We start from the raw sequence: 18092 nt of genomic DNA on the forward strand, positions 1-18092 counted from the left end.
TCAGCTACTCCTCCGAGCCCGCCCTCTCTTTCTCCTGCATTTTCTGATAGCGCTGTATTTCGTTGGTTCCCCTGCCAAACTCGCGTTGTTTGTAGAGTTTGAAGCGAGAAGGCTGCGCACGGCGGGGCCATGCGTTGTTGCCCAGATCAGCGTCGGCCGTTTCGAGGTGGGGATCGAGCATGATGGATACCGCTTCCTTGTCGGTAACAAAAACCTTGGTAACCTTCTCGGTGTTCTTTCGCCAGATTTCTGCCGGTATGCGGCGGATTTCTTTGGTGCCATCGGCGTACTCAAATTCAAGAATAAGCGGCATCACCAAACCACCTATATTGCGGAAGGTGATTTCGTAGAACTGCTGACCTGATTGCAGTCGCGCCAGTTCCTCGTCGCTCAATGACGCAATGTAGCGCTCGTAAGCCACTTCCTCATGCTTGGCAAAAGCTTCGTGGCGGTCAAAATCGGAGTAGAAATCACGAAGGGTTGAATCCTTGTCTGCCAGTCGTTTTGGCATTTCCTCACGGTTGCGGATTTCGCTGATGTGCTCGCGCTCGTTGGCTTTTTGCTCTTCGCGCCATGCCCTGATGTCTTCGGGGTTGCGGGTGTTGATTTGAAACCAGCGGACGTCATCGATGGAAATATCCACGTGGTCCGTTGTAAAGAACCAACCTCGCCAGAACCAGTCTAAATCCACGCCCGAGGCATCTTCCATGGTGCGGAAAAAATCCGCGGGTGTAGGATGCTTAAACATCCAGCGGTTGGCGTATTCCTTAAAGGCAAAGTCAAACAACTCGCGCCCCATCACTGTTTCGCGCAGAATATTGAGCGCAGCCGTGGGCTTGGCGTAGGCGTTGTTTCCGAGCTGAAACACACTTTCGGAGTTGGTCATGATGGGCACCTGGGTGCTTTTATCGCCACTCATGTACTCCACAATGCTGGCCGGAGTGCCGCGACGCGAGGGAAAATCTGCGTCAAACTCACGCTCGGTAAGGAATTGCAAAAAGGTGTTGAGGCCTTCGTCCATCCAGGTCCATTGGCGCTCGTCTGAGTTCACAATCATCGGGAACCAGTTGTGGCCTACTTCGTGGATGATGACCCCAATCACTCCCCATTTCATGCGCTCGGAGTAGGTGCCGTCGGGCTCACAGCGACCGTAATTAAAACAAATCATTGGGTACTCCATCCCGATGCGGTCGGCGTTCACAGAGATGGCTACCGGATACGGGTAATCAAAGGTGAATTTGCTGTAGGTTTTAAGGGTGTGCACCACGGTTCGGGTGCTGTATTGCTCCCACAGCGGATTGGCCTCCTTGGGGTAGTAAGACATGGCCATTACGGTTCGGCCGTCAAAATCTACACCTTGCGCGTCCCAGATAAACTTGCGGCTGCTGGCAAAGGCAAAATCGCGCACATTGTCGGCCTTAAAGCGCCATGTTTTGGTTCCCGAGGCGCGGCCTTTTTCGATTTCTTCGGCTTCTTTCTGCGAGAGAATCATCACGGGTTGGTCGGCCGTGCGGGCTCTGTCGAGCCTGGAGCGTTGCTTTTCAGAAAGCACATCGCGGGGGTTTTGCAGCACGCCTGTAGAACCCACCATGTGGTCGGCAGGTGCTGTAATGCGCACATCGTAATTCCCAAAGTTGAGGGTAAACTCACCTGCGCCGAGAAATTGTTTGTGCTGCCAGCCGTCGTGATCATTGTACACGGCCATGCGCGGATAGAACTGCGCGATGGTGTAGAGGTAGTTGCTGTCGGCTTCAAAGAATTCGTATCCCGAGCGCCCGCCAATCTTCATGCGGTCGTTGATGTTGTACCACCACTTGATTCGAAAAGTATAGGCCGCTCCGGCCGGCAACTGGCGTGGCATATCAATGCGCATCATGGTTTTGTTGATGGTAAAAGGAAGGTCTTTGCCGTCTTTGTCTTTTACCCAGTCAATTTTAAAACCTCCGTCAAAATCGGGTTCCCAGTAATCAATGTCGGCAAAGCGCAGCGAGTCGCCCATAGAGCTTGTGCGGGTTTTGTAGGTGTCCGAATCGCGCGCCCGCACGTTCTGGTCGAGCTGCACCCACAGGTATCGCAACTGGTCGGGAGAGTTGTTGAAGTAGGTGATGGTTTCCTCGCCGTAAATACGCTGGTTGTCATCGTCGAGCGTGACGTCAATCTGGTAATCTGCCCGCTGCTGCCAGTAACGGTGACCGGGGGCACCCGAAGCTGCCCGGTACACATTGGGGGTGGGAAGCAGGTCGTCAATCTGGGCAAATTTGTGTGGCTTATCCTGCGCGTTTGAGGGCGCACACCACATCAAGCCGGCTAGTATGAGAAAGAAACCAAGGTATTTCATGGGCAACTGGGGGTTCAACTTTGCGAAGCGGCTAAATTAAGGAAAATGCCCTGTGCAATGCCTATTTTTGCCCGTATGAAAACAGCGCTGATTTGTGTTCTGCTTATCGCGGCTCCATGGCTCACAGGTTCACCGCCGGTACACGAGGTGTACGTAAGCCTCGCTCAAATTGAATACAACCCCGAAGCCCATACCCTGGAGGTTGCGCTCAAGCTCTTTACCGACGACACCGACCGTTGTGTAGGCCGCAGGTTTCGGGAGAACCTCCGGCTGGGCGAAGCCGATGAGCACGCGCAAAGCGATTCCCTTTTGATGGCCTATGTAGACGAGCATTTCCAGCTTCAATGCGGAGAAGTAAGGCTTCATCCGCGCTACTACGGCAAGGAGGTAAGCATTGATGAAACATGGGTTTATTTTGACTACCCCATTGAATGTGAACCCGGAGTCGACTTAAAAGTGAGCAACCGCATTTTTACGGAAGTGTTTGTGGCGCAGGTGAATCTGGTAAAATTCGAAGGGCCGGGTGTTCAGGCGCAAAGCCTTCAACTCACCCACGATCAATACCGCGGAACGCTGCAACTGCCATGACCAAAAAAGAGAAAGCAGCTTTTGTGATGGAGCAATTGGAGCGTCTGTACCCTGAAACGCCCGTGCCGCTCAACCATGTTGACCCCTATACCTTGTTGGTTGCTGTGCTGCTCAGCGCACAATGCACCGACGCCCGTGTAAACCAGATCACGCCATTGCTTTTTGAACGCGCCGATAATCCGCACGACATGGTGAAACTCACGGTGGATGAAATCAGGGAAATCATCAAGCCCTGCGGGTTGAGTCCGGCAAAATCCAAAGCCATTTACGGATTGTCTGAAATCATTCTGGAGAAGCACGGCGGAGAGGTTCCGCAAACTTTTGAGGAGCTTGAGGCGCTGCCCGGTGTGGGACACAAAACAGCATCCGTGGTGATGGCCCAGGCGTTTGGTGTGCCGGCTTTTCCGGTTGATACGCACATTCACCGCTTGATTTACCGCTGGGGACTGAGCACCGGCAAAAGCGTTGAACAAACCGAAAAAGACTGCAAAAAGCTCTTTCCGCGAGATAGCTGGAACAAGCTGCACCTGCAGATTATCTTTTACGGCCGCGAGTACTCTCCTGCCCGGGGGCTGGACCTCAACAAGGATTTCATTACGGCAGCCATCGGGCGGAAGTCGGTGATTCAGAAGGCTGGGAAAAAGTAGCCAGGCCTAAGAGCGTTAATTGAAGGAGCGGAATTGAGATTTACTGGTGGTTTAAATCCTTTCCGAAAACACTCATATCTGCCTTGGCAACTCGTGGGATAGTTCTTAACTTTATACAATGATTACGCAGCGCCAGAAACAAGCGATTAAGGATGTCCTTTCGGCCTACAAACCCATCATGATTGGTTTGTTTGGGTCTTATGCACGCGGCGAACAGAACTCAAAAAGTGACCTTGATTTACTGGTAGACTTTGACGACAATGTTAACCTACTAGATATCATAGGAATGGAGCAAGAACTGAGCGCCAGATTGGGAATCAAGGTTGACCTCGTAACCAGACGTTCATTACACCCACGACTCAAGGAATACGTAGAGCGCGACCTAATCATTCTGAAACAATGAAAAAGGAGCCTGCTATTTACCTGGAACACATTGCTGGTTGCTCGCTGAAAATTCTTCAGTACACCGAAAACATAACGCAAAATGACTTCATGCTGAACACATTGGTTCAGGACGCGGTAATCCGAAACCTCGAAATAATTGGAGAAGCGACAAAGCAACTGGATCATGACTTTCGCTCAAAATACAGCGAAATCGAATGGAAGAAAATTGCAGGAATGCGTGACAAGCTTATTCATGACTACATTGGGGTTGATTTATGGGCTGTATTCAAGGTGGTAAAGGATATTATACCTGAGTTTCATCAGCAAATTTCAGACATCATTCAGCGCGAATCCGATGGTGCCTGACGTAGGAGGAGTCCGGATTCCAGAGGAGCCATTCGCCATTACAGGTTCATCTGGCTGAGTACATTTTCAATTGTCTTTCCTTAATTTGGCGGCTATGCCGACCATGTTGCAGGATAAACCCAAAACCTACTTCCACGGCCTCGACGGTCTGCGGTTTCTGGCGTTTATGGTGGTGATGGGCGCACACCTGGCGCACCCGCTGTCGGCAGAGTATGAAACCGGATGGCTCCACTACGTGCTGAGCTGGTTTCAATTTGGTTACCTGGCGGTAGATTTATTTTTTGTGCTCTCTGCCTTCCTGATTTCATGGTGGGGTTTTCGCGAAATGGAGCAGCATGGCCGCTTCAGGTTCAGAAGGTATTTTGCACGCCGCGCCATCCGAATCTGGCCGCTTTACTTTTTGATGGTGCTTATTTCGGTGCTGGTCATTCAGCTTCAGCGCGCGGGCGGCATGCCTGAATCGCCCATGCCTTCCATCTGGCACTATCTCACCTTTACGCTCAATTTTGCGGCACTGGAAGGCGACCAGTTTCTGATGGTGATTCTGTGGTCCATTTCGGTGGAAGAGCAGTACTACATCCTGAATGGTTTGCTCATGCGTTTTGCACCGCGTTACTTTGCTGCTGTGAATGTGTTGATTTGGGGCGGCTCCATTGTTTTCAGAATCATGCACCTTGATGCTCCCCTCACCCTGCACTACCATACGCTAAGTGTAATGGCGTGTTTTGCCGCCGGAAATCTTCTCGCCTGGCTTATTTGCCGCAGCCGATACAAATCCACACTGGAAAACTTCTACCGGCAGCAAGGCGCCAATATCCCGCTATGGCTGCTTGTGGGCGGACTCGCTGCCTACCCCATTCTCGCAAGCTACCCATGGGTCTTTGCGCTGGAGAAAGCCTGGATTCCGGTTTTGTTCGCTGCCGCCATCGGCTACCAGTACTTTCGCACATCCGGTATTTTCAGCCTGGAAAAAAGGCGTTGGATCAACTACCTCGGCAAAATTTCCTACGGGCTTTATTGTTTTCACGGACTGGTCATTGCAGTTTTCGTGAATACCCTACATGTAGCCGGAATGACCTATCCTCCACAGCAACCCTGGCTGGCACTTGTGGTTTATCCGATGTTGATGTTGTGCTGCACGGTGCTGCTGGCACACCTCTCATACCGCTGGTTTGAACTGCCCGTGCTTAGACTTCGCGACCACTTTCGATAAGGAACTTCGCTCAAAAATGGTTATTCTTGTATGACCAAAATCACCGCACCATGAGCGAAGAACGCATCGCCAGTTTTCGTGAATTCTACCCCTACTACCTGCGCGAACACCGTTTGCGGGGCACCCGCATCACGCACTTTATCGGAACCACCGGTTTTTTGGTGGCGCTCATTCTGGCAATCTCTACCCCCAACGCGTGGTACATTCTCTATGGCGTTGTATTTGCATACGGCTGGGCGTGGATTGGTCATTTTTTTATCGAGAAGAACAAACCGGCCACTTTTCGCTATCCATTGTGGTCATTGATGAGTGATTTTAAGCTTTACTTTCAGATTATTGCCGGGAAGGAAAATTTTGGAGAATGAAGTACGTAATGATTTTTGTGGCAGGCTTTGTAAGCTCATTTTCAATGGCTCAAACAACACCCGCGTTGAAAGCAGATACAGCCGACGTTTCGAGTATTGACAATATTGTAAGCGCCTATTACGACGTTACCAACGGACCAGCGGGCCAGCGTGATTGGGCGCGTTACCGGTCGTTGTTCAGGCCTGAAGCACAACTCAACGCGCGGGTTTTCAATCGCTCGGGGCGTTTGCAGTTCATTGGCGGAACGCTCGAGGAATACATCGCACAGGTGGATGAGTACTTTACCATAAATGGTTTTTTTGAGACGGAAATCGGTCGCACAGTACATCACTACAACGACATTGCGCAGGTTTTTACCGCCTATGATGCCCGTCTCGCAACCAACCAGGCCAGCTACCACCGGGGCATGAAGTCCTTGCAATTGGTTTACGACGATGGGCGCTGGTGGATTGTTAATGTATTGTACAACAACGAGCCGAAGCTCAAGCCCATACCCAATGAGTTTTTGTTCGAAAAATATCACAGCGAGCAATGATACCGGAAGGTGTATTGATGGTAAGGCCGCGCTGTTTTGGATACAACCCCGAAACGGCAGAAAGCAATGCATTTCAGCAGAACACTGATCTTGAGCAGGCTTCGTTCCTTGCCCGGGCCGAGTTTGATTGCATGGTTGAAGCGCTCAGCAATGCAGGCGTAAAAGTATTGGTTGCTTCCGATCCGGATGAGCCTTGCTCCGACGCCGTTTTTCCCAATAACTGGCTGGCCTGTATGCCGGATGGAACGCTCATTGTTTTCCCGATGATGGCACCCGGCAGACGCAAAGAGGTGAATGAACCCACCATTGAGTTACTGCGTCATCACACCCTAAGTAAGCACACCATTGACCTGCGCCATCATGCGGATGTGGGCCGCTACCTGGAAGGCACAGGAAGCATCGTCTTTGACCATGCTTTCCGCATAGCCTATGCATGTGTTTCGCCTCGAACCGATATAAAGTTGTTTTCAATGCTTTGCAAAGACATAAACTACGACGCTGTATCATTTCGGGCAACCGATATACGGGGCCAAGAGATTTACCATACCAACGTAGTGATGAGCGTAGGTGCCAACAGGGTTATTCTTTGCGACGAAGCCGTGGAGGACCCGCTTGAGCGCAGTATGCTGAAAGAGCGCATCAAGCGAAGTGGAAAAGAACTGCTCATCATTTCGCTTGCGCAAATGCAAGCCTTTGCCGCAAATGCTTTTGAAGTGCGCTGCGGCGAGGATCATTGCTGGATATTTTCTGAAACCGCATGGAATGCACTTACCGCCGATCAACAGGAATCTCTCAAAAGCGACGGCAAGATTTGCGTTGTTTCCATTCCCACCATTGAGCAACTCGGTGGCGGCAGCGCGAGGTGCATGGTTGCGGGGTTTTATGCTGCTTGAAAACGGCTGCCAAATTCTGAAATAAGAAAAGCCAAAACAAAAAACCCCGCACGAGGCGGGGCTGTTTTTTTGTGATTGAAAACGCGGTGTTACGCCAATCGCCGCTGCAGTTCTGTATCAAGCGCCTCCAGAAAACCTTCGGTGGTGAGGTAGTGCTCTGAAGTCATCTTGTCGCCATGAATGAGCAGCGCAAGGTCTTTGGTCATTTTTCCGCTTTCTACGGTATCAATACAAACACGTTCAAGGATTTCACAGAATTTGACCAGCTCCGGGTTGTTATCGAGCTTACCTCTGAAAGCCAGTCCACGCGTCCAGGCGAAGATAGAGGCAATGGGGTTGGTAGAAGTCTTTTTGCCCTGCTGATGCTGACGGTAATGACGGGTTACGGTACCATGCGCGGCTTCAGCTTCCATGGTTTTGCCGTCGGGTGTTACCAGTGTGGAAGTCATTAAGCCCAACGAGCCAAATCCCTGGGCTACCGTGTCGCTCTGCACATCTCCGTCGTAGTTCTTACACGCCCATACAAAACCGCCGTTCCATTTGAGAGCTGCGGCCACCATGTCGTCAATCAGGCGGTGCTCGTAGGTGATGCCCGCTTTCTGAAACTTGTCTATGAACTCGTTTTGGTACACTTCCTCAAAAATATCCTTGAAGCGGCCATCATAAGCTTTGAGGATGGTATTTTTGGTGCTGAGGTACAAGGGCCATCCTTTGGTAAGGGCCTGATTCATGCACGAGCGAGCAAAACCATAGATAGATTCATCGGTATTGTACATGCTCAGCGCCACACCATCACCCTCAAAGTTGTAAACCTCCCAGGTTTGGGTTTCTCCGCCATCTTCGGGAATGAAGCTCATGGTGAGTTTTCCTTTTCCTTTGATAACGGTATCGGTAGCCTTGTACTGATCACCAAAAGCATGACGACCAATACAAATGGGCTTGGTCCAACCTGGCACCAATCGGGGCACATTCTTCATGATGATAGGCTCGCGAAACACCGTTCCACCCACAATGTTACGAATGGTTCCGTTGGGTGAACGCCACATTTTCTTGAGTTTAAACTCTTCCACACGCGCTTCATCGGGGGTGATGGTGGCACATTTGATACCTACATTGTATTTCTTGATGGCCTCGGCTGCGTCAATGGTAATTTGGTCATCGGTCTCATCCCGACTGGTCATTCCGAGGTCGTAATATCTAATATCCAGCTCAAGGTATGGAAGGATGAGTTTGTCTTTGATAAATTTCCAGATGATGCGGGTCATTTCATCCCCGTCCATTTCAACCACCGGGTTGGTAACTTTAATTTTTTGCATTGTTACGTGTTTTTTTAAGCGATTTTCTACTGAGCGGCAAAGGTAGCAATCCCTGCGTTTTAAGGCGAGTTTACAAGGGCTTAATCCTAAGAACCTCCTCTATAAACCGGCTTACCTCGCGCTCCACACGCTCCACGTCTTTCGACTTGATGGGTGAGGCCAGCACATGATCTCCGGGGGTATCAAAAGCGTAAAGCACCTTCTCATCATCGGGGGTGGCGAGCAGGTTGTGCATCCAGCGAATGGCCTCCACCTTAACCACTTTATCCTGTGCGGTATCATTGGCAAAGTAGAACCCATTGAACACCGGCTGGGTTACACGCTCAAAGGTTTCAGGAATCATGGTGGTTTCAATCAGCTCTTGAAGTTCAACCAGCGCCTCGTTGCGGTATTTGGTGTTCCAGTATTTGGCGTATTCGTCGCTCCCATCTACATAGCGGTACTCGTCGCCCAGTACAATGTTGGCTATTTGAAGCCCCCACGGATTATTGAGCAAAAAAGCAAACGGGTCGTTGATGCGCACATTGGGCGAGAGGTTGATGACGGCGTGTACCTGCGGAAATTCTGCCGCCAGTTTAAGCGCTGCTGTGCCACCCGTGGAAGTGGAAAGCAGAATGACCTTCTCTCCGATTTGGGTGCCAATGGCCAGTGCGAAGAGTGCGCTGTCGTAGAATTTCTCCGCGCTGAATTTGAGAAGTGCCTCCGTGGTATCGATGCCGTGATCGTGCAATCGCGCAAGGAAAAGATTGAAGCCATAGCGCTCTGCCAGGTTGCGATGCAAGGGATAACCTTCGTGGTGTGAAGCTGAAAAACCGTGCAGGTACACAAGGGCGTATGGCGTTTTCTGCCTGAGCGTGTCATTGGTCCAAACGATGTGTGCCTCATTACCCGGTTTCAACTTGTGCCGCCCTTCCATGCGCGCCACAATTGCGTCGAGCAGATCAGGCTCTACAGGCATCTCAGGCAATGTGGTTTTGTACTGTGGTGCGGGTGGCCTGGGCCCGCCAATATAGAGCATCAGAAGAGCAAAAACTACAGCAAGCAGCAGGTACCGTTTGTGGCGCATCTCAAAGAAATTGACCCCCGAAAGGTAACGAAAAAAGGCCGGCACCGGGCCGACCTTTTGAATGCTGTTTCAGTATGCTGTTTACCGCACAGGGGCTGAATCTCCACGGCGTTGTGGAGCCTGATCTCCGCGCGAACGCTGCTGCATTTGCTCACCACGTGATGCGGGTTTCTGACGCATTTCACGGCGGTGTTCCTGTCGCTGATCCATTCGCTCGCTGCGCTGTTTCTGCATCGCGTCCCACCGCTCCTGCTGCTCGGTGGTGAGAATTTCGCGAATGCGCGCATCGGTTTCATCACGCTGCTCGCGCACTGCTTCGCGGCGATCTGCACGCTGCTCTCGCTGGGCATCTTTCATCTTAGCTTGCTCGAGCACGAGTTTGTACACGCGCTTTTGCTGCTCTTCTGTCAGGTTGAGGTTTTCCGTCATGCGCTCGGTTCGCATTTTGGCGCGGTCTTCTGCGCTGCGGGTTTGCATTTCAGGTTGCCGCTCCAGTCTTTTCTCTGTTGTGGGGTTTCCTTGTTGTGCCATGACTGTGCTTCCTGCAATCAGTGCTATGGCAATGATGGCTATTTTCTTCATGTTGTGTGATTTTTTTGGGTTGTTGTGCAAGGGTCGTGCCAGTGCTGGGTTATGTTTCTGTTTTGCTCCGTTTGACTTGCATTTCGCCAAAAGGTTTAAAATCCATGAATGCGTTATATCCGACTTATCAGAAACGAACTAACTGAAAAGCTCCAAACAAGACAAATCCGCACATTTCGCATCATCCAAAAAATCTTTGATTAACTCTTGCTATTTCACGAAAAGCTGAGCTACCATCCTTGAGTTCAAATTTCCTGTACGCAACCAAATGATTTTGGGAGGATGACCGTAAAGACCTGACATGTCAGAAAAATCTGAATCGAAAGTGGCTATGGCGTAATTATTCTCTTTAGCATACGACCAAATCTGCAAATCAGTAAAGTTTTCCAGGTTCAACAATATTACTTGAGCACACCCGGGAAAGCTGTCTTCAATTAATGTCAAAACGCGAAACGAAATATTTTGGTCGAATAGAATTCTCATCAGGCCACCCTTGTTCTACCCTCTCTGTCAGCAGCATAAGCCAAACAAGCCCTTATATCCCTTTCTGTCAATTCCGGAAAATCAGCAACAATCTCAGCAATACTCATCCCCGAAGCGAGCCAGCCCAATACATCATCTACTGAAATCCTTGTATCTCTTACGCATGGCCGGCCAAATCGAACCTCGGAACGAATACGAATAATTTGCTGATACTCCTTCATGGTAGGTTGAGATTACGTTTACGTCTCGTCAAAATCAATGTGCGCATCCTGGGACGCCCTTCCACAAATATCGTAAAAATCCGTCAAAGAAAATCGTTGAAGGAATGTTGCATGAACCCACTTCAACGGCCATTTCCACGGAATAAAAACTTTCCAACAATACCCATAAAGGGTGCAAATCGTGGTTCTATCCTCTTCAATTTCCCGTAATTTTGGAGCGTGGATTACTTAAACGAACTCAACGAATCACAGCGGGCCGCAGTGCTGCATACTGAAGGCCCCAGCATGGTGATTGCCGGCGCTGGTTCCGGAAAAACCCGGGTGCTCACCTACAAAATTGCACACCTTATTGAAAAAGGAGTGGACCCCTTCAACATCCTGGCGCTCACCTTCACCAACAAGGCGGCACGCGAGATGAAAGAGCGTATCGGGCAAATTATTGGCGAGGCCGAAGCGCGCAACATCTGGATGGGAACCTTTCACTCGGTGTTTGCCCGAATTCTTCGCTTTGAAGCTGAAAAACTGGGCTACCCCTCCAACTTCACCATTTACGATACTGCCGATAGCAAGAGCCTGCTCAAGTCTATCATCAAAGACATGCAGCTCGACGACAAAATTTATAAGCCCGGTTTGGTGCTCGGACGAATTTCGGCTGCCAAAAACAACCTTATTTCTCCGCAGGCTTACAAAGAAAACAGCGATGTAGCCGGTGAAGACCACCTAAGCGGACGACCCAAGCTGGCCGATATATACCACGCCTACGCCGTGCGCTGCTACCGCGCCGGAGCCATGGATTTCGACGACCTGCTGTACAACACCAACGTGCTGCTGCGCGACTACCCCGATGTGCTTCACAAATACCAGCACAAGTATCACCACATTCTGGTGGACGAGTACCAGGATACCAACTACTCGCAGTACCTCATCGTGAAGAAACTGGCGGCACTCAACGAAAACCTCTGCGTAGTGGGCGACGACGCTCAAAGCATCTACGCCTTTCGGGGAGCGGATATCTACAACATCCTCAACTTCAAAAAAGACTACCCCGATTACAAGCTGTTTAAGCTGGAGCAAAACTATCGCTCCACCCAAACCATCGTAAACGCCGCCAACAGCATCATCGATAAAAACAAAAACCAGATTAAAAAGAAGGTTTGGACCGATAACGAAGAAGGCAGCACCATTGAAGTGAAATGCTGTGTTTCGGATTCGGAAGAAGGTTTTATGGTGTCTAACGCCATTTTTGACACGCAAATGAGCGAGCAGGCCCTCTACTCAGATTTCGCCATTCTGTATCGCACCAACGCGCAGTCGCGAAGCATGGAGGAAGCCCTGCGAAAGCTCAACATCCCTTACCGCATATACGGTGGACTTTCATTTTACCAACGTAAGGAAATCAAAGACTTGCTGGCGTATTTCAGACTTACCGCCAACCCCAATGATGAGGAAGCCCTGAAACGCATCATCAACTACCCCGCTCGTGGCATCGGCGCTACCACCGTTGACCGCATTGTGGCAGCCGCGCTCGAAAACAACGTGGCCCTGTGGGACGTGGTAACCGAACCTCAACAATTTGGCGTATCGTTGCGATCCAACATTGTCCAGCAAATTCAGGGCTTTGTATCCATGATTCGTGGATTCAGAAACCAACTTGCCGCGGCCAGCGCATACGATTTGGGGCACCTGATTGCCTCCAGTTCCGGATTGCTGCGCGACTTGCACGCCGACAAAACCCCGGAGGGCGTGAGCCGCTACGAAAACATTCAGGAATTGCTGAACGGTCTGAAGAACTTTACCGAGCAAGCCATTGCCGACGGGCGCGAATCGCACACCCTTAGCGACTTTTTGATTGACGTTGCCCTGCTTACCGATGCCGACCAGGATGACGACGACAACAACAAGGTTACGCTGATGACCATTCACGCGGCCAAGGGGCTGGAGTTTCCGTACATCTACATTGTGGGGATGGAAGAAAACCTGTTTCCGTCGCAAATGGCCCTCGAAAGCCGTTCCGGACTCGAAGAAGAGCGTCGGCTGTTTTACGTGGCCCTGACCCGCGCCGAAAAACGAGCCATGCTTTCTTACGCCCTGTCGCGATACAAATGGGGAAACCTTCAGCGCTGCGAACCGAGCCGTTTTATAGATGACATTGACGAGAAATACCTGACCCTGCCCCCCAAGCCGCACTCAACTTTTGCACACAGTGAAACACGGTCGGCCTTTGGTACCAAATACCGGCCCCGCACCGCTCCTGAAACTGCGCAACCCAAACCTTTTGAGCCACGCAAGAATCTGAAAAAAGTGCAGTCGAACATGGCTTCGGCACCCGGCGACAACGCGCTGGGCCTGTCGCTGGCCGTTGGCGACGAAGTAGAACACGATCGTTTTGGCAAGGGCAAGGTGCTTCAACTCGAAGGAAAATCGCCCGACACCAAAGCCACGGTGTTTTTCCCAACCGTAGGTCAAAAGCAACTTCTGCTCCGCTTTGCGCGGCTCCGGCTGCTCAACTGACCCCAATCAGAATCATTACCTTTGGCCCGTTAAAATCAACACATGGAATACAATTCACAACGACCCGACCTGGTTATTCCCGAATACGGAAGAAACATCCAGAACATGGTCAATCACATTAAAACCATTGAAGACCGCGAGGAGCGCAACCGCGCTGTGGAGTCGGTACTGAAAATGATGGGGCAACTCTTTCCCTATCTGCGCGACATGGACGACTTCAAGCACAAACTCTGGGATCACCTGCACATCATGTCGGATTTTGAGTTGGACGTGGACAGCCCCTACCCCAAACCATCGCCGGAAACCTTCAAAACCAAGCCTAACCACATGGCTTATCCGCAGGGCGATATACGCTACGGACACTACGGAAAAACCATTGAGCGCCTGATTGCATCGGTGGCAGCCGAGGAGGATGATGAGAAACGCGAAAAACAAATGTGGAGCCTCGCCAACCTGATGAAAAAAACCTACCTGGCGTGGAACCGCGATACCGTAAAAGACGAAGTAATTGCCAATCAACTTAAAGAAATGTCGAAAGGCAAACTTGTGCTGGACGACCCTTCAAAACTTCAGCCTACCGCCGATTTGCTCAAAAACCTGCCCGCAACAACCACCTCGAGCAGCGGAGCAAAAAGGAAAAAAGGAAAAAGTAACCGCCGTAAAAAACGCTAATGGGATCTTTCTTGATTGAAGGCGGACGACAACTCAGCGGAGAACTCGTTCCACAGGGAGCCAAAAACGAAGTACTGCAGATTCTTTGTGCGGTATTGCTCACTCCCGAAGAGGTGGAGATTTCGAACATCCCCGACATTGTGGATGTAAACCGGCTCATTGATTTGCTGCGCGATATGGGTGTGAAGGTGAATCGCGTAAGCGGCGATACCTACCGCTTTCAGGCAGATGATGTGGACCTTGAATACCTGCTTTCAGAAAAGTACAAGAAGAAAGGCGCGGGACTGCGCGGGTCTATCATGCTCGTTGGCCCAACCCTGGCCCGTTTTGGCAAGGGCTACATTCCCAAGCCGGGCGGCGATAAAATCGGCAGGCGACGACTGGACACCCACTTTATCGGCTTTGAAAAGCTGGGCGCGAAATTCACCTACAACGCCGAGGAAGAGTTTTTCAGCGTTTCGGGTGATGACCTCAAAGGCACCTACATGCTGCTCGACGAGCCGTCAGTTACCGGAACGGCCAACATCATCATGGCCGCCGTGATGGCCGAAGGCACCACCACCATTTACCACGCTGCCTGCGAGCCTTACATTCAGCAGTTGTGCCAGATGCTCAACAGCATGGGAGCCAAAATACACGGTGCAGGCTCCAACCTGATTGAAATTGAAGGAGTGGAATACCTCGGCGGCTGCACACACCGCTGTCTGCCCGATATGATTGAAATCGGTAGTTTTATCGGGCTGGCCGCTATGACACAAAGCGAAATCACCATAAAAGACGTGGCCTACCCAAAACTGGGTGTAATTCCCGACGTGTTTCGCAGGTTGGGAATCCAAATGGAGCTTCGGGGCGATGACCTTTATATACCGGCACAGGAATCCTATACCATTGACAGTTTTATTGACGGCTCCATTCTCACCATCTACGACCACCCCTGGCCGGGATTCACCCCTGACCTGCTGAGTATTGTACTTGTGGTTGCCACTCAGGCCCGGGGAAGTGTGCTGATTCATCAGAAAATGTTTGAGAGCCGCCTCTTTTTTGTAGACAAGCTGATTGACATGGGTGCACAAATCATTCTCTGCGACCCGCACCGGGCTACCGTTATTGGATTGAACCGCCAATATCCGCTCAAGGGTATCAGCATGACCTCGCCCGATATCCGTGCGGGTGTGTCGTTGCTCATCGCAGCGCTATCAGCTCGCGGCAACAGCACCATTCACAACATTGAACAAATTGATCGCGGCTACCAGCACATTGACCAACGGTTGAACGCAATTGGCGCAAGCATTCAGCGTTTGGGTTGAACAATGGCTTTCCAAAGCAAAGTGGAATAATGTTTGCGTAGCCCCTTGCCTCAACAACGAACTAAACGTAAATTGGCTCAAATTTTTGCAACATGAAGAATACAGGAATTTTCGCATTGGTTTTGATGATAGGCGCATGGCTTTTCACCACCACAGCAATGGCACAGAGTGCTGTAACCCCCACCGGCAAGGTCGGTCTCAACATTGGCGACACCGCGCCTGAGCTCGCCTTTAAAAACCCTGATGGCAAAGAAATCAAGCTGTCGCAACTCAAAGGCAACGTGGTGCTGATTGACTTCTGGGCTTCGTGGTGCGGTCCTTGCCGACGCGAAAACCCCAATGTGGTTGCGGCCTATGAAAAATACTCCAAGGCAAAATTCAAAGACGCCAAAGGTTTTGAAGTGCTGGGCGTTTCGCTCGATAAAAACCACGCCAGTTGGGTAAAAGCCATTGAGCAGGATAATCTTCACTGGCCACACCACATGAGTGATTTGGGCGGATGGAGCTCAGCCCCTGCGGCTGTGTACCAGGTGCGCAGTATTCCTGCCAGCTTTTTGGTGGACGCCAATGGTGTAATTGTCGCCAAAAACCTCCGTGGCCAAACACTGCACCTTGAACTCGACAAGCTGATTAAAAAGCTGTAAACAATACGGATTGAATCTATAAAACGGGCTCCTGAACAGGGGTCCGTTTTTTTTTTGACGAATTGCTCCATCGGCACATTCCGAAATCGTTCAAAAACTTCTGGAGCAACGCAAAGGATGCCGCTTGCAGCATTTTTTACGTTAACCACAGGGATTTTGGCTTAACATTGCAGAAATGAACTTTCTGACCAAACCTTTTCCCGCATTCAGAGAACCCAAACAAGTGGTTCAATCGGCCATTTTGTTTGGACTTTTTGTAGCCTTGTTTCTCGGCGTGTTCAAGCCTTTCGGACTTGAAGGTCTTGGCGAAAACCTGCTGTTGATTGCCGCGGGTTACGGCGTCATTACCTCCGTGTGTATGCTGATGATTCAGTGGTTGACCCCTAAACTTTTTCCGAATTTTTACCGCGAGGAACACTGGACCACAGGGCGGGAGATTGTTCAAACCATGGCCAATATTGTGCTGATTGCCGTGGGAAACTGGATGTACTCCTGGGCGCTGGGGTTTTTTGACGCCAACTGGTATTCCTTTGTTGTGTTTTTAGGATTCACTTTGGCCGTGGGTATCATTCCGGTGAGTATCCAGGTGTTGATTCGCCAGAACAGTTATCAACGCAAATACAGCAAAAGCTCTGATGCGATTAATCTCCAAATCGCCGAACGAACTGCGGATGCCCGCGATAGCCGCGCGATTCAAATCAGCGACGAGAACGGGAAAGTTGTATTGGAAACTGCTCCTGAAAAAATCATCGCTGCCGAATCGGCAGACAATTATGTGAAAATCTATTCCCTGGCCGACAACGGAGCATCCAACGAAATGATCCGCACCACCCTGGCTGCTCTGGAAGACATGCTGGCAAATGACCCACGTTTTTTCCGCACCCACCGATCATGGCTGGTCAATCTGGGCAGAATAGAAAAAGTGAGCGGCAATGCGCGGGGATATACCCTAAGGCTCGATGGATTTCAATCTGAAATTCCGGTGGCCCGAGGTCGGATTGCAGCCTTTGATGAGGTGATGGGTAAATTTTAGTTCACGAATTCCCTTTCCCGTTCACCCCAGGAGCCCCTACTGGCTTCCCATTCGTCCCAAAGCCTTCCCTGCGGCCCCATTTATTTGAATACACACACATTGCGCTGTAAGATTGCAGCAGTACACGCTTTTCACTGTTAAACTGCTATATCATGACCGCACAAATCTTACTCTACATTCACATTGCAGCTGGCACCATTGCACTGACGATCGGCGCACTGGCTGCATTTTCGCGCAAAGGCGGAAACCTGCACATACAGGCCGGGCGGGTATTTGTGATTTCCATGGCCGTTACGGCGCTTTCGGCCATTGTTCTCAGCACCATTCGTCCAAACCCCTTTTTGTTGGGCATCGGATTTTTCACAGGATACCTAGTATTCAGCGGCTGGATATGGGCACGGCGCATAAAAATTCGGCTTCGGTTGCGCTATGCAAAATGGGTGGCCTGGCTCAGTATGGCACCGGCCATCTACATGCTCTATCACGCATTTTCTCATGGGTTTATCAACTGGATACTGGTGGTGTTCGGTGGAATTCTACTTTCGATGGCCATTCCGGATGCCATCCGGCGTAAAAATCCCGAATCGCCCATTCGACTGCACGCCAGCAGAATTGGCGGGGCTTATATTGCTGCGTTCACGGCATTTCTGGCGGTAAACATCGAGTGGAGCTTGTGGGTGTGGCTCGGGCCCTCAGCAGTGGGCGCACCGCTGATTGCATGGGCGCAAAGGCGTTTCGCAAGATGAATGAATCCGCAAAGACACTAGTCTTGCCTCGCGTGGTAGACCAGAATTTTGACTCCTGCGCAGTAGCCCTTCCTCGTCCTCGTTGCAAACGAGGATTTAATGACCCCACGAAGCAGAGCTTCGCGAGTACGGGGGATACTATCCTGCTCCAGAGCCAATCCCGGCCCTTTGCTTCTGAATT

General features: G+C 50.8%; 20 protein-coding genes. 14 read left to right on the forward strand and 6 right to left on the reverse strand.

Annotated features, from left to right (window positions below; genetic code table 11):
- Nucleotides 1-4: 4 nt before the first annotated feature.
- Nucleotides 5-2338: a M1 family peptidase gene (locus EA392_03330; protein ID TVR40628.1), complete on the reverse strand. Its 2334-nt coding sequence runs from the start codon at nucleotides 2336-2338 to the stop codon at nucleotides 5-7.
- A gap of 57 nt (nucleotides 2339-2395) precedes the next feature.
- Here EA392_03330 and EA392_03335 point away from each other — a divergent pair, with 57 nt between their 5' ends.
- The 8 genes from EA392_03335 to EA392_03370 all read left to right on the forward strand — a co-directional run bounded on the left by EA392_03335 (nucleotide 2396) and on the right by EA392_03370 (nucleotide 7330).
- Nucleotides 2396-2926, forward strand: coding sequence for a hypothetical protein (locus tag EA392_03335; protein ID TVR40587.1), 531 nt, complete (start codon nucleotides 2396-2398; stop codon nucleotides 2924-2926).
- The gene (gene nth / locus EA392_03340; GenBank protein ID TVR40588.1) at nucleotides 2923-3573 is read left to right on the forward strand and encodes an endonuclease III; all 651 of its coding nucleotides are present in this window, start codon (nucleotides 2923-2925) and stop codon (nucleotides 3571-3573) included. Before EA392_03335 ends, nth begins: the two co-directional genes overlap by 4 nt.
- A gap of 118 nt (nucleotides 3574-3691) precedes the next feature.
- On the forward strand, nucleotides 3692-3976 hold the full coding sequence (locus EA392_03345; GenBank protein TVR40589.1) for a DNA polymerase beta: 285 nt from the start codon (nucleotides 3692-3694) through the stop codon (nucleotides 3974-3976).
- Entirely contained in the window at nucleotides 3973-4323 is a 351-nt protein-coding gene (locus EA392_03350) for a DUF86 domain-containing protein (protein TVR40590.1), read from the forward strand. The genes EA392_03345 and EA392_03350 overlap by 4 nt, the downstream gene beginning before the upstream one ends.
- 94 nt (nucleotides 4324-4417) lie before the next feature.
- The gene (locus tag EA392_03355) at nucleotides 4418-5536 is read left to right on the forward strand and encodes an acyltransferase (GenBank protein ID TVR40591.1); all 1119 of its coding nucleotides are present in this window, start codon (nucleotides 4418-4420) and stop codon (nucleotides 5534-5536) included.
- A 50-nt stretch (nucleotides 5537-5586) separates the two neighbouring features.
- Nucleotides 5587-5901, forward strand: coding sequence for a DUF962 domain-containing protein (locus EA392_03360; GenBank protein TVR40629.1), 315 nt, complete (start codon nucleotides 5587-5589; stop codon nucleotides 5899-5901).
- A complete protein-coding gene (locus EA392_03365) occupies nucleotides 5898-6437 on the forward strand; it encodes a hypothetical protein (GenBank protein ID TVR40592.1) in 540 nt (179 codons plus the stop codon). The genes EA392_03360 and EA392_03365 overlap by 4 nt, the downstream gene beginning before the upstream one ends.
- Nucleotides 6434-7330 carry an amidinotransferase gene (locus EA392_03370; GenBank protein ID TVR40593.1) on the forward strand — a complete coding sequence of 299 codons (897 nt, stop codon included), beginning with the start codon at nucleotides 6434-6436 and terminating at the stop codon, nucleotides 7328-7330. The genes EA392_03365 and EA392_03370 overlap by 4 nt, the downstream gene beginning before the upstream one ends.
- An 89-nt stretch (nucleotides 7331-7419) precedes the next feature.
- On the opposite strand, the gene EA392_03375 is transcribed toward EA392_03370, so the two are convergent.
- The 5 genes from EA392_03375 to EA392_03395 all read right to left on the reverse strand — a co-directional run bounded on the left by EA392_03375 (nucleotide 7420) and on the right by EA392_03395 (nucleotide 10998).
- Nucleotides 7420-8646, reverse strand: coding sequence for an isocitrate dehydrogenase (NADP(+)) (locus EA392_03375; GenBank protein TVR40594.1), 1227 nt, complete (start codon nucleotides 8644-8646; stop codon nucleotides 7420-7422).
- A 70-nt stretch (nucleotides 8647-8716) separates the two neighbouring features.
- The gene (locus tag EA392_03380) at nucleotides 8717-9712 is read right to left on the reverse strand and encodes an alpha/beta hydrolase (GenBank protein ID TVR40595.1); all 996 of its coding nucleotides are present in this window, start codon (nucleotides 9710-9712) and stop codon (nucleotides 8717-8719) included.
- Nucleotides 9713-9793: 81 nt separating this feature from the next.
- Entirely contained in the window at nucleotides 9794-10294 is a 501-nt protein-coding gene (locus EA392_03385) for a hypothetical protein (protein ID TVR40596.1), read from the reverse strand.
- A 210-nt stretch (nucleotides 10295-10504) separates the two neighbouring features.
- On the reverse strand, nucleotides 10505-10738 hold the full coding sequence (locus tag EA392_03390; GenBank protein ID TVR40597.1) for a hypothetical protein: 234 nt from the start codon (nucleotides 10736-10738) through the stop codon (nucleotides 10505-10507).
- Between the two features lie 38 nt (nucleotides 10739-10776).
- Nucleotides 10777-10998: a DUF433 domain-containing protein gene (locus tag EA392_03395; GenBank protein ID TVR40598.1), complete on the reverse strand. Its 222-nt coding sequence runs from the start codon at nucleotides 10996-10998 to the stop codon at nucleotides 10777-10779.
- Nucleotides 10999-11217: 219 nt separating this feature from the next.
- On the opposite strand from EA392_03395, the gene EA392_03400 reads away from it, so the two are divergent.
- The 6 genes from EA392_03400 to EA392_03425 all read left to right on the forward strand — a co-directional run bounded on the left by EA392_03400 (nucleotide 11218) and on the right by EA392_03425 (nucleotide 17911).
- Entirely contained in the window at nucleotides 11218-13509 is a 2292-nt protein-coding gene (locus EA392_03400) for an ATP-dependent DNA helicase (GenBank protein TVR40599.1), read from the forward strand.
- A gap of 42 nt (nucleotides 13510-13551) precedes the next feature.
- A complete protein-coding gene (locus EA392_03405) occupies nucleotides 13552-14181 on the forward strand; it encodes a DUF4290 domain-containing protein (protein ID TVR40600.1) in 630 nt (209 codons plus the stop codon).
- Entirely contained in the window at nucleotides 14181-15488 is a 1308-nt protein-coding gene (gene murA, locus EA392_03410; GenBank protein ID TVR40601.1) for a UDP-N-acetylglucosamine 1-carboxyvinyltransferase, read from the forward strand. Before EA392_03405 ends, murA begins: the two co-directional genes overlap by 1 nt.
- Before the next feature lie 92 nt (nucleotides 15489-15580).
- The gene (locus EA392_03415) at nucleotides 15581-16132 is read left to right on the forward strand and encodes a TlpA family protein disulfide reductase (GenBank protein ID TVR40602.1); all 552 of its coding nucleotides are present in this window, start codon (nucleotides 15581-15583) and stop codon (nucleotides 16130-16132) included.
- Between the two features lie 175 nt (nucleotides 16133-16307).
- A complete protein-coding gene (locus EA392_03420) occupies nucleotides 16308-17165 on the forward strand; it encodes a LytTR family transcriptional regulator (protein ID TVR40603.1) in 858 nt (285 codons plus the stop codon).
- Between the two features lie 152 nt (nucleotides 17166-17317).
- Complete coding sequence (locus EA392_03425; GenBank protein TVR40604.1) at nucleotides 17318-17911, forward strand: DUF2306 domain-containing protein; 594 nt, start codon at nucleotides 17318-17320, stop codon at nucleotides 17909-17911.
- The last annotated feature ends 181 nt before the right edge of the window (nucleotides 17912-18092 follow it).

The organism is Cryomorphaceae bacterium (assembly GCA_007695365.1).
Lineage (GTDB): Bacteria > Bacteroidota > Bacteroidia > Flavobacteriales_D > SKUL01 > SKUL01.